The sequence below is a fragment of the Flavobacterium sasangense DSM 21067 genome, from assembly GCF_000686885.1.
Classification (GTDB): Bacteria; Bacteroidota; Bacteroidia; order Flavobacteriales; family Flavobacteriaceae; genus Flavobacterium; species Flavobacterium sasangense.
This window is the reverse complement of record NZ_JMLU01000010.1, coordinates 53,511-65,825: the sequence shown is the minus strand read 5'-3', so window position 1 is coordinate 65,825 and position 12,315 is coordinate 53,511. Positions and strand designations below refer to the sequence as shown.

At 31.8% G+C, this 12,315-nt stretch carries 14 protein-coding genes; 10 read left to right on the top strand and 4 right to left on the bottom strand.

Going from position 1 to position 12,315, the window contains the following annotated elements; all coding sequences use genetic code 11:
• Position 1 precedes the first annotated feature (1 nt).
• The 5 genes from BP92_RS0109040 to BP92_RS0109020 are packed head-to-tail and all read left to right on the top strand — an operon-like array spanning position 2 to position 2,037.
• The gene (locus BP92_RS0109040; protein WP_026725770.1) at positions 2-184 is read left to right on the top strand and encodes a GldL-related protein; all 183 of its coding nucleotides are present in this window, start codon (positions 2-4) and stop codon (positions 182-184) included.
• Positions 181-696 (top strand): DUF421 domain-containing protein, encoded by a 516-nt coding sequence (locus BP92_RS0109035; RefSeq protein ID WP_026725769.1) that lies wholly within the window; start codon positions 181-183, stop codon positions 694-696. Before BP92_RS0109040 ends, BP92_RS0109035 begins: the two co-directional genes overlap by 4 nt.
• 1 nt (position 697) lies before the next feature.
• Positions 698-1,279, top strand: a complete 582-nt coding sequence (locus tag BP92_RS0109030; protein WP_026725768.1) for a TMEM175 family protein — start codon at positions 698-700, stop codon at positions 1,277-1,279.
• 3 nt (positions 1,280-1,282) lie between these two features.
• A complete protein-coding gene (locus BP92_RS0109025; protein ID WP_026725767.1) occupies positions 1,283-1,645 on the top strand; it encodes a DUF1304 domain-containing protein in 363 nt (120 codons plus the stop codon).
• A complete protein-coding gene (locus tag BP92_RS0109020; RefSeq protein WP_026725766.1) occupies positions 1,642-2,037 on the top strand; it encodes a hypothetical protein in 396 nt (131 codons plus the stop codon). Before BP92_RS0109025 ends, BP92_RS0109020 begins: the two co-directional genes overlap by 4 nt.
• Before the next feature lie 40 nt (positions 2,038-2,077).
• Here the strand turns inward: BP92_RS0109020 and hutH are convergent, their stop codons facing one another.
• Entirely contained in the window at positions 2,078-3,580 is a 1,503-nt protein-coding gene (hutH, locus tag BP92_RS0109015; protein ID WP_026725765.1) for a histidine ammonia-lyase, read from the bottom strand.
• Between the two features lie 165 nt (positions 3,581-3,745).
• On the opposite strand from hutH, the gene gcvT reads away from it, so the two are divergent.
• The 4 genes from gcvT (at position 3,746) to BP92_RS0108995 (ending at position 7,377) form a co-directional block, all read left to right on the top strand.
• Positions 3,746-4,828 carry a glycine cleavage system aminomethyltransferase GcvT gene (gcvT, locus tag BP92_RS0109010; RefSeq protein WP_026725764.1) on the top strand — a complete coding sequence of 361 codons (1,083 nt, stop codon included), beginning with the start codon at positions 3,746-3,748 and terminating at the stop codon, positions 4,826-4,828.
• A 255-nt stretch (positions 4,829-5,083) separates the two neighbouring features.
• A complete protein-coding gene (locus tag BP92_RS0109005; RefSeq protein ID WP_026725763.1) occupies positions 5,084-5,803 on the top strand; it encodes a YebC/PmpR family DNA-binding transcriptional regulator in 720 nt (239 codons plus the stop codon).
• 147 nt (positions 5,804-5,950) lie between these two features.
• Complete coding sequence (locus BP92_RS0109000; protein ID WP_026725762.1) at positions 5,951-6,847, top strand: hypothetical protein; 897 nt, start codon at positions 5,951-5,953, stop codon at positions 6,845-6,847.
• An 80-nt stretch (positions 6,848-6,927) separates the two neighbouring features.
• The gene (locus BP92_RS0108995; RefSeq protein ID WP_026725761.1) at positions 6,928-7,377 is read left to right on the top strand and encodes an SRPBCC family protein; all 450 of its coding nucleotides are present in this window, start codon (positions 6,928-6,930) and stop codon (positions 7,375-7,377) included.
• A 22-nt stretch (positions 7,378-7,399) separates the two neighbouring features.
• Here the strand turns inward: BP92_RS0108995 and BP92_RS0108990 are convergent, their stop codons facing one another.
• The 3 genes from BP92_RS0108990 to BP92_RS0108980 all read right to left on the bottom strand — a co-directional run bounded on the left by BP92_RS0108990 (position 7,400) and on the right by BP92_RS0108980 (position 11,922).
• On the bottom strand, positions 7,400-8,473 hold the full coding sequence (locus tag BP92_RS0108990; RefSeq protein ID WP_026725760.1) for an FUSC family protein: 1,074 nt from the start codon (positions 8,471-8,473) through the stop codon (positions 7,400-7,402).
• A gap of 135 nt (positions 8,474-8,608) precedes the next feature.
• On the bottom strand, positions 8,609-9,649 hold the full coding sequence (locus tag BP92_RS0108985) for a PLP-dependent cysteine synthase family protein (protein WP_026725759.1): 1,041 nt from the start codon (positions 9,647-9,649) through the stop codon (positions 8,609-8,611).
• Positions 9,650-9,786: 137 nt separating this feature from the next.
• Positions 9,787-11,922: a S9 family peptidase gene (locus BP92_RS0108980; protein WP_026725758.1), complete on the bottom strand. Its 2,136-nt coding sequence runs from the start codon at positions 11,920-11,922 to the stop codon at positions 9,787-9,789.
• Positions 11,923-11,986: 64 nt separating this feature from the next.
• Here BP92_RS0108980 and BP92_RS0108975 point away from each other — a divergent pair, with 64 nt between their 5' ends.
• Positions 11,987-12,310 (top strand): YbaB/EbfC family nucleoid-associated protein, encoded by a 324-nt coding sequence (locus BP92_RS0108975; protein WP_026725757.1) that lies wholly within the window; start codon positions 11,987-11,989, stop codon positions 12,308-12,310.
• The last annotated feature ends 5 nt before the right edge of the window (positions 12,311-12,315 follow it).

Genomic DNA, 12,315 nt, shown 5'->3' with positions numbered 1-12,315 from the left:
TATGAAAAAGCAATATACAATACCGTTGTCTTTGTTTCTTTTAGGAATGGCAATAACAATAATTGGCGCATTATTTAAAATTATGCATTGGCCTGGAGCTGGAATTACACTTACGGTTGGAATGCTGACAGAAGCAATTGCTATCATCACTTTAATTGTTGTTTTACTTAAAAATACGAAATGAATCCGTATATCGACATCACATTAAGAAGTGTAGCTGTTTATTTTTTCATGATAATTGCTTTGCGAATATTTGGAAAAAAAGAGCTTTCACAACTTAATACGGCTGATGTTATTCTGATTTTATTAATTAGTAATTCCGTACAAAATGCAATGGTTGGCGCTAATACTTCTTTGTATGGAGGAATTATTGCCGCTTTTTCACTTTTCTTAATCAATTCTGTTTTTAAGAAAGTGATGCTAAAATCCAAATTCATTAAAGAATTAGTTCAAGACAAACCCGAAGTTTTAATACACAACGGAAAGATTGAATTTAAAACCCTTGCTCGATTGGGAATTACATCAGAAGAACTTGAAGAAGCCATGCGTGAACACGGAATTGAATATTATAAAGATGTAAAATTAGCCATGTTTGAAATCGATGGTAATATCAGTATTATTTCAGGAAATGAAAATCTAAAACAAACCCATCACAAAAGAAAAATTCATAAAACATTAGGCGAACTAAATAATTAATATGAATAAAAACCGATTAGAAGCCTTTAGCGATGGCGTTTTAGCTATTATAATCACTATCATGGTTTTGGAATTTAAAGTTCCGAATGATACAACATTTGAAGCTGTAATTAAATTATCACATAAATTTCTGAGTTACATTTTAAGTTTTATTTATGTCGGAATCTATTGGAACAACCATCATCACATGATGCATACCGTAAAAAGAGTGAATGGTAAAATTCTTTGGGCTAATTTGCATTTACTGTTTTGGTTGTCTTTAATTCCATTTACAACGGCTTGGATTGGAGAACATCATTTTAATTCATTTCCAATGATGTTGTATGGTTTGGTTTTGTTAATGAACGCGATTGCTTACTTTATTTTACAAAAAATAATTTTAATCGACCACGGAAAAGACTCCGTATTAGCCAAAGCTATTGGTAAAGATTATAAAGGAAAATTATCGGTGGTTTTATATTTAATTGCTGTAGTTTTGACTAAATATTATGTCGAAATTTCTGGAGCGATTTACATTTTAGTGGCTTTAATTTGGTTAATTCCAGACAAACGAATCGAACGAATTTTTAACGAAAACGAATAAATTATGCACATCATCAGCAAAACACTTATTATCGTCATAGCACTACTCCACTTGTATTTTCTATGGCTAGAAATGTTTGCTTGGACAACAGCTGCCAAAAAAGTATTCCGAACCATACCTGAAGACTTATTCGAAAAAACAAAAGTTTTAGCTGCAAATCAAGGTTTGTATAACGGATTTTTATCTGCAGGTTTACTTTGGTCTTTAGCTATTTCTGATGAAAATTGGAGCCAAAATATTGCTGTCTTTTTTCTTTGTTGTGTTGCTGTTGCTGGAATTTTTGGAGCTTACTCCGCTTCAAAGAAAATATTTTATGTACAAGCGTTACCCGCTATTATAACTATCATTTTAATCTTTACTTTATGAAAAAAATTGTTACCCTACTTTTATTAATAAGTTCATTATTTTCTTTTGAATCAGGCTTTGCTCAAAAAAACAATTGTAAGAAATTTAAAAACGGAACTTTCAAATTAGTTGATGAAAAATCTGGAACTACTTTTATAATTGAGCGCAAAGGAAAATTACAAATTGAGCAAATTAAAGGAAACGATTTAAAACTTACTTTTAATGTAGAATGGATAGACGAATGCACTTATATAGTTACTGCTACAAAAGAGACTTTAAAAATTAAACCCGACTTTACCTATCCTATTAAAGTTGAAATACTAGAAACAAAAGACAAATCTTATATATCAAGATCTACAATACCTGGAATTGATAATTTTTCTAAAGAAGCCGAAATATTTCTTACAGAATAAAATAAAAAAAACGCTATTGGAAATCAATAGCGTTTTTTCTTTAATCTTCCATTTCAATTTGAAAACTATTCAAAAACGAAACCGATTTTTCAATATCATAATGTAAAATTCTATCTTCTGAAACAAACGAAACTTCTTCTCTGTACGATTTTACGAAACTTTCAATGAATTCACTTGATTTTAACGGTCTTCTGAATTCTAAAGCTTGTGAACCGTTTAATAATTCGATTGCTAAAATACGTTCTACGTTTTCAACAATTCGTAAGGTTTTAGTTGCAGCGTTTGCTCCCATGCTCACGTGATCTTCTTGTCCGTTTGAAGAAACAATACTATCAATACTTGCTGGTGTTGCTAATTGTTTGTTCTGACTTGCAATACTTGCCGCAGTATATTGTGGAATCATGAAACCTGAATTCAATCCTGGATCGTTTACCAAAAACGCTGGTAAATTTCTCAATCCCGAAATCAACTGATACGTTCTTCTTTCCGAAATACTTCCTAATTCTGATAACGCAATTCCTAAGAAATCTAATGCTAAAGCCAATGGTTGTCCGTGGAAATTTCCTCCTGAAATAATCAAATCTTCTCCTACGAAAATATTTGGATTATCTGTAACCGAATTGATTTCAGTACGGAATACTTTCTTCACATAATCAATCGTATCTTTCGAAGCGCCATGCACTTGTGGAATACATCTAAATGAATATGGATCTTGCACATGTACTTTTGGTTGCGCAATGATTTCACTATCTTCTAACAAATCGCGCATTCTTTCAGCCGTTTGTACTTGACCTTTGTGTGGGCGAACTAAATGAATCAAATCCGTAAATGGTTCAATTCTTCCATCAAAACCTTCTAATGAAACTGCTCCAATGACATCCGCTAAATACGAAATTTTCTCAGCTTTAATCAAACAGTAAACGCCATAAGCGCTCATGAACTGCGTTCCATTCAACAATGCCAATCCTTCTTTTGATTGTAAAACGATTGGTTCCCAACCAAATTTTGCTAATACTTTTGATGCTGGCTGTCTGAAACCATCAACATAAACTTCACCTTCTCCTAATAATGGCAACGATAAATGAGCTAACGGAGCTAAATCTCCCGAAGCTCCTAACGAACCTTGTGTGTAAATTACTGGAAAAATATCATTGTTGTAAAAATCAATCAAACGTTGCACCGTTACCAACTGAACACCTGAATGTCCGTAGCTTAACGATTGGATTTTCAATAATAACATGATTTTTACAATTTCATGAGGTACTTCTTCCCCTGTTCCGCAAGCGTGCGATTTTACTAAATTCTCTTGAAGTTTTGATAAGTTTTCATTCGAAATTTTCACATTACATAACGAACCAAATCCGGTGTTGATTCCGTAAATTGGATCAGAGTTTAATTTCATTTTATCATCTAAGTATTTTCTACATTTCTCAATGTTTACGATAGCTTCCTCTGATAATGCCAACTGTTTTCCTTGAAAAACAATCTCGTTAATCATGTCAATCGACAATAAATCTGAACTTATATAATGTGTAGTTTCCATTTGGTTAATTTTAAAAGTCCAAAATTCTGCAAACAATTGTTAAAATGCAAGATTTATCAGCATTATTAACAAAAAATAAATATCTCTCAAATTTTAAGGGAAATCTGGGTGCATTTTTAAGAATTTTCAATAAATTAGCGCTCTCTAATAATACAACATCAAATCATGAAAAATACAGCGTTAACGCACATTCACGAAAGTTTAGGAGCTAAAATGGTTCCGTTTGCAGGATACAACATGCCTGTGCAATATGAAGGAGTAAATGCAGAACACGAAATCGTTAGAAATGGCGTGGGTGTTTTTGACGTTTCTCACATGGGAGAATTCTTCTTAAAAGGAGAAAATGCGTTGGCTTTAATTCAGAAAGTAACTTCAAATGATGCTTCTAAATTAGTTGATGGAAAAGCACAATATTCTTGTTTACCAAATAATGAAGGTGGAATTGTTGACGATTTAATCGTTTATAAAGTTGCTGATAATCACTATATGTTAGTTGTGAATGCTTCTAATATTGAAAAAGATTGGAATTGGATTTCTTCGCACAATGATTTAGGTGTGGACATGCAAAACCTTTCGGATGACTATTCTTTATTAGCGATTCAAGGACCAAAAGCGGCAGAAGCTATGCAATCTTTAACTTCTATCGATTTATCAAATATGGGATATTACACATTCCAAATTGGTGATTTCGCAGGAAAAAGCGATGTAATTGTTTCGGCTACTGGTTATACTGGTTCGGGAGGATTTGAAATTTACTTCAAAAACGAAGATGCAGAATACATTTGGAGCAAAGTTTTTGAAGCTGGAGCAGCATTCGGAATCAAACCAATTGGATTAGCAGCGCGTGATACGTTACGTTTAGAAATGGGATTCTGTTTGTATGGAAACGATATCAACGATACAACTTCGCCATTAGAAGCAGGTTTAGGTTGGATTACGAAATTCGACAAAGAATTTACCAATTCAGAAAACTTGAAAAAACAAAAAGAAGCAGGCGTTTCTCGTAAATTAGTTGGTTTCGAAATGGTAGAAAGAGGAATTCCTCGTCACGATTACGAAATTGCGGATGCAAACGGAAATGTAATCGGAATCGTAACTTCTGGAACACAATCACCTTCTATGGGAATTGCTATCGGAATGGGTTATGTGCCAACGGCTTTAGCTACACCAGATTCTGAAATTTACATTAGAATTAGAAATAAAGATATTAAAGCAAAAGTGGTTAAAATGCCATTTTACAAAAAGTAATCAAGAACAAGGGCAAGTTCAAAATTCAAGTACAAATTTGAAAATTGAAATTGACCATGAATTTTTAAACATATAAGTCATATAAGTTTTCAAGTTGAATTAGATTGCGAATAGAAGTTCATATAAGATTTTTTGATTTTTTTGAATTTCTTTAATCTGTGTTTCAAAAATTTAAAAATTAAACTTGATTTTTTACATTTGCACTGAAATTTTGAATATTGAACAACGAATTAAGAATATTGAAATTATATAGAAATGGGAAGAGCGTTTGAATTTAGAAAAGCCCGTAAAATGAAACGTTGGTCAGCAATGGCAAAAACGTTTACACGTATAGGAAAGGATATTGTAATGGCCGTTAAAGAAGGCGGACCAAATCCTGAAACCAACTCCCGTTTAAGAGCGGTGATTCAGAATGCGAAGGCTGCGAATATGCCTAAAGATAACGTAGAACGCGCTATTAAAAAAGCATCGGATAAAGACACGGCTAACTTTAAAGAAGTATTGTTTGAAGGGTATGCACCTCACGGAATTGCGATTTTAATTGAAACGGCTACGGATAACAATAACAGAACGGTTGCTAACATTAGAAGTTACTTCAACAAATGCAACGGAACATTTGGAACACAAGGTTCGGTTGAATTTATGTTTGATCATACCTGTAATTTTAGAATTCCAGCAGAAGGACAAGATGTAGAAGAATTAGAATTAGAAATGATTGACTTTGGAGTAGAAGAAATCTTTGCTGATGATGACGGTATTTTAATGTACGCTCCTTTTGAAAGCTTTGGTGCTATCCAAAAAGAATTAGAATCAAGAGGTATTGAAATCTTATCTTCTGGATTTGAAAGAATACCGCAAATAACAAAAGAATTAACACCCGACCAAGTAGCTGATGTTGAAAAACTATTAGAAAAAATTGAAGAAGACGATGACGTAATGAACGTATATCATACAATGCAAGAAAGCGCTGAGTAATTCTTTTTCTATTTCATATACGAAATCCTCGCAAGAAATTGTGAGGATTTTTTTATATATTAGCGTATCTTAAAGACATCATTTAGATAATATTTGATAGTTAGTGATATTTTTATAAATCGAAAAAATTTTAAAAACTTATTTAAAATGAGAAAAAAAATATTAATTATTATTCCATTAATCATAATTGGAGTATTATACTTCCAATTTCGACATCATATAACTCAATATTTCTTCAATCAACATGTAATCTACTGGTCAAAAGATGTAAATATAAATTTTTCAGATTATGAACAAAAGCCAAAAGCTGAAAGTCAATTAAAAATTGTTGATTTTCATGGCTTAAATTTGTACGCAGAGAATATTGAAAAAGCTAATGTTCGTGCTTATTTTGACAAAAACCGTTCTTGGGTAAAGGACTCAACTAACTTTAATATTGAAGCTGTTAAACAATTTCAAAAGTTACGCTTTGATCTTTATGAAGTTTATGCACGAAAATTTAATTCAGAAATTGATAAAATTAGACATAATCCTAAAACCTCATTTAAGGATTTGGAAAATATAGGAAATAGGATATATCAAGAATTACAAATGTTCGAAGATGAAATTTATTCTGGAGAATATTCAACTCAAGAAAGAATAGAAATATGGAGACCAAAAATCAACCAATTACTTGAAGATGATACAAAACAAAGTAATAATTCTGATAAATCAATAAATCAGCAAAATGAATATGATGGCAGACAAATAACTCGTAAATATCATCCTAAAGAAATGAGAATCAAATTAATACACGAGAAAAATAATGGAATAAAAGAAAATTATAAACTAACCCTTATCAAAAGTGATTTTCTAGATAATAATTTTGATAATATTAATAAATATTCAAACGAAATTGTAATATTATATTATGATATTTTAATGAAAAATAATACTCATTTAAACTTTGATAAAATAACTATTGAAATTATACATAATAACGGAAAAAAAAGTAGGTTTGATTATAGTTATGAAGACATTAAAGAAATCACAAAATTAAACTAATGAACCCGATAACGCGAAATTACATTCCGTACACACAAAACAAAACCAATCCTTTTTTCGTAAATTAGTAAAAAAAATATATGGCAGATAATTTTGTATCGTTACATCGCGTAGTAACGGCTCCACCTGAAAAGGTGTTTCGCGCATTTACAGCCGCAAATGCAATGGCTTCGTGGATTCCACCGTATGGTTTTTTGTGTGAGGTTCATAGTATGGAAGTGAAAATTGGAGGTAGTTTTAAAATGTCGTTCATCAACTTTACAACTGGTAACGGACATTCTTTTGGTGGAACTTATCTCGATGTCAAACCAAACGAGTTTTTAAAATACACCGACACTTTTGATGACCCCAACTTACCAGGCGAAATGACGACATCGGTTTGGTTAAAAGAAGTTTCGTGTGGCACAGAAATCAAAATACTACAAGAAAACATTCCCGAAATGATTCCTACAGAGATGTGTTACTTGGGTTGGCAAGAATCTTTAGAAAAATTAAAGAAGTTAGTAGAACCGAATATTCCGGATAATTAATTTTTAAAAATATAATAGTAACTCATTTTTTACGCATCATTACTCTAGTCTTTCGTAATTGTTGTGTGGCTTTGTGTTTGAACCGTTGATTGTAAATAAACCATCCGCCAAGAGCTCCTAAAATGCTACCAATAGCTATGTCTAAAAAACGGGCAGAAACAATAATTTCAGTATTAGCGGTAAATGAACTTCCTATTTCGGCTAATAAAATGGTCATTGGCGTAATAAAAATAATAGCCAAAGCATAATTTTTTACAATTAACACTTCTACTAAGTATTGCAATACAAAAATTGTTATGCAAATACTTAATGGCGTATCACAAAACAATAAAATAATCCAACAAAGTCCAATTCCTATAAATGTTCCTACAATACGATGAAGCATTCGTTCCCAAACGTGTTGCTTTGAAATTCCTTGTAAAATTGCAAGGCAAGAAATAGGAATCCAATACGGGTTTTTCATTTCGAGTAAATACCCTACAAGTAAAGAAATCGCAATAAATACTCCAATAACTATTGAGTCAATTAGTGAAACAAATTTTCCTTTTTTAATTTGAATGGTGAAGATTTCTGTTGTTTGTTCTTTTTTAATCGTAAGCAATCCGTGACATAAAGCTAAAAAACACGCTAACATTGTTCCTAGAAATAGAAAACCAATTTTTTCAGGAATCATCTCTAAATTATAACTTTGACAGCTTGCCATGGAAGCAATCATAATAAAGAAAAAATTACCAGGTGGTTTAATTTTAAAATAGGTTGTAACTAAATGAATTCCCATTGCAAAAAAACCGAGTACAACTGCCGAAACATAAGGATTAAAGCTAAAACTAAGCCCAATTCCAAGTGAAAATGTAAATCCTAAAGAACAAATTAACAAGGTTAACATTCGTCTTCCAAAAGAAAGATTGGGCTGATAGTATAAAATAACCAAACCTCCTAAACTTGCCATTAAACCTTTTCCAAAATTATCAAAATATAATGCCAAAAAAAGAGGAATTGCCACACAAAGTGAAGCCAAAAAAGGAATATGACGCGAGCGTTTACTTTTTTTGAGTTCAAAAAAAGATTTTATTTTATCAACAACTGAGTTCAACATGAATTTAAAATTGCTCGTTCAAAGAATTTTCAAAGAGTAAAGTTAGTTTTTTTAATACTTAACGCTAAAAGAAATTAATAGTTTTAACAAAAAATCCCAATCTTTCGATTGGGATTTTTTTATATCTAAAATCAATTACTTGATAATTTCAATTTTTAATGCTTCTTCTTGGTTAACCGAATCAAAGAAACCTTGTTCGTTCATCCAATCATCACTAAATACTTTACTCATGTAACGAGAACCATGGTCTGGGAAAATGATAACGACTTTACTGTTTGCATCAAATTCACCTTCTTCAGCATATTGTTTCACAGCTTGAAAAGCAGCTCCAGAAGTATATCCTACGAATAAACCTTCTTTCTTAGCTAATTCTCTTGTAGTGTGAGCACTTTCTTCATCTGATACTTTGATAAATTTATCAATGATATCAAAATCGGTAGCGGTTGGAATTAAATTTTTACCTAAACCTTCAATACGGTATGGATAAATTTCAGCGTTATCAAATTCTTTTGTTTCGTGGTATTTTTTCAAAACTGAACCAAAAGCATCTACTCCTAAAATTTTGATATTTGGATTTTGCTCTTTTAAGAAACGTGCTGTTCCCGAAATAGTTCCTCCAGTTCCACTACACGCAACAAAATGTGTAATTTGGCCACCCGTTTGTTCCCAAATTTCTGGTCCTGTAGATTTGTAATGTGCATCTACATTTAAATCGTTAAAATATTGGTTGATATAAACCGAACCTTTAGTTTCTTCGTGTAATCTTTTTGCTACATTATAATAAGAACGATCATCATCAGCAGAAACGTGCGCAGGACAAACGTAAACCTTAGCTCCCATCGAACGCAACATATCAATTTTGTCTTTAGACGATTTTGAACTTACGGCTAAAATGCAATCATATCCTTTGATAATACTCACCATGGCTAAACTAAAACCTGTATTTCCTGAAGTAGTTTCAATAATGGTGTCTCCTGGTTTTAGGATACCTCTTTTTTCTGCTTCCTCAATAATATATAATGCGATACGGTCTTTTGTAGAATGACCTGGATTAAAGGCTTCAACTTTTGCATAGAAATTACCTGGTAAATCAGCTGAAATTTTATTCAGTTTGATTAATGGTGTATTCCCAATTAAATCTAATACACTATTATAGGCTTTTATTTCTTCTTTCATATGAAGATACTGTTTGTTTTAATGTTTCCAAAATACTATGCATTACTAGCATTTAAAGTATTTTATACTTGATTTTTTATTTAAAAGCGTTATTTTGACACTTCTAAAACCTTGCAAATTTAACAAAAAAAGTTTAACTACTTCTTAATTTTTTCTAAATCTAACAAAAATGCAAATTCTTTTGCTAATTCCTTAAGTGCTTCAAATCGTCCTGAAGCACCTCCATGACCAGCATCCATATTAGTATCTAAAAATAATTGCTTGTCATTAGTTTTCATTACACGCAATTTTGCCACCCACTTTGCAGGTTCCCAATACTGTACTTGCGAATCGTGAAGCCCTGTAGATACATACATATTTGGATAATCTTGCTTTTTAACTTGGTCGTATGGCGAATACGAAAGCATGTAATCGTAATATACTTTTTCGTTAGGATTTCCCCATTCGTCATATTCTCCTGTTGTTAACGGAATTGTGTCATCTAACATAGTAGTAACTACATCAACAAAAGGAACTTGTGCAATTACTCCATTATACAATTCAGGTGCCATATTAACAATTGCTCCCATTAACAAACCACCTGCCGAACCACCTTCTGCATATAAATGTTCTGGTGACGTATATTTTTGAGCAATCACAAATTTTGAACAGTCAATAAAATCGGTAAAAGTGTTAATTTTCTTTAAAAGTTTTCCGTTCTCATACCACTCTCTTCCTAAGTCCTCGCCTCCTCTAATATGAGCAATGGCATAGATAAATCCTCTATCTAATAAACTCAAACGAGTGGATGAAAAATAAGGATCCATAGTAGCTCCATAAGAACCATAAGCATATAACAACAATGGATTTTTTCCATCTTTTTTAATACCTTTTCTATAAACCATCGAAATTGGCACTTTAGTTCCGTCGGTTGCGGTTGCCCAAACTCTTTCTTCTATATAATTGTTCTTATCGAATTTTCCACCTAAAACTTCTTGTTCTTTCAACACTTTTTTCTCCTTAGTTCTCATGTTGAAATCAATCACAGAAGATGGTGTTGCCATTGATTGATAACCATAGCGAAGAATTTCAGTATCAAAATCTACGTTAGTTGTGGTGTATGCCGTGTAAGTTTCAATATTAAAAGGTAAGTAATACTCCCCTTTTCCACTCCAAGGCATAATTCTAATTTTATTCAATCCATTTGAACGTTCTTCAACCACTAAATAATCTTTGAAAATTTCGATTCCTTCTAATAAAACATCTTTTCTGTGTCCGATTAAATCTTTCCAGTTTTCAGCAGCAGTTGCGGTTTCTGGCGTTTTCATTAATTTAAAGTTGGTTGCTTTGTCTTTATTAGTAACGATGTAAAAACTATCACCATAATGTGAAATCGAATATTCTAATCCGCGTGTTCTTTTTTGGAAAACTTTAAATTCGCCATTCGGATTTTTCGCATCTAAAATTTGGTATTCCGAAGTCAACGTACTTGACGAACCAATAACTAAATATTTTTTAGATTTTTCTTTGTAAACAAATGTGTTAAACGTATCGTCTTTTTCATGAAAAACCATTGTGTCAGCCGAAGCATCAGCTCCTAAGGTATGTTTGTAAATTTTATCAGAACGTAAGGTTTGTGCGTCTTTACGAGTATAAAATAACGTTTTATTATCGCCAGCCCAAGTAGAACCTCCTGTTGTGTTTTCTAATTTCACTGGAAGAATTTCACCTGTTTCTAAGTTTTTAATTTGGATGGTATATTGTCTTCTTGAAACTAAATCTACTCCAAACGCCACCCATTTGTTATCTTCAGAAACATTTAAACCTGATAAATTGAAATAAGCGTGTCCTTTTGCCATTTCGTTGCAATCGAACATAATTTCTTCTTTAGCTTCTAAACTCCCTTTTTTACGAGAATAAATTGGGTAATCTTTTCCTTTTTCGAAACGAGTAATATAGTAATAACCATTGTATAAATAGGGAACTGAACTATCGTCTTCTTTAATTCTTCCTTTCATTTCCAAGAACAATTCGTCTTGTAATTGTTTCGTATGAGCGGTAGATTTTTGGTAATATTCGTTTTCTTTATTTAAGTAATCAATAACTTCTGGATTTTCTCTTTCATTTAACCAATAGTAGTTATCGATTCTTTTATCACCGTGCTTTTCTAATGTTTTTGGAACAATTTTAGCAACAGGTGGCTGTAATTTATCAGACATTTTTTTTGTTTTATTTTGACTGTGAACTGGAGCAAAAATAACACAACCTAAAAGGAAATACGTGATTTTTTTCATGAAGTTTTACAATAATTATTAACCGCTAATTTACTATTTTTGTCGGAATAAAAAAATTAAAATTATGTTTGGAGATATTATGGGTATGATGGGTAAACTTAAAGAAACCCAGCAAAAAGTAGAAGAAACAAAGAAGCGTTTAGACTTTGTTTTAATTGATGAAAAAAGCACTGATGGCTTGCTTGAAGTAACGCTAACTGCCAACAGAACAATTAAAAACATTACCATAAGTGACGATTTACTTAATGATAAGGAAATGCTTGAAGATTATTTAGTTAACGTTTTAAATAAAGCTATTGAAAAAGCAACAAACGTTCACGAAACAGAATTAGCGGCTGTGGCCAAAGAAGGTATGCCAAACATTCCTGGAATGGATCTATTTAAATAATTTTT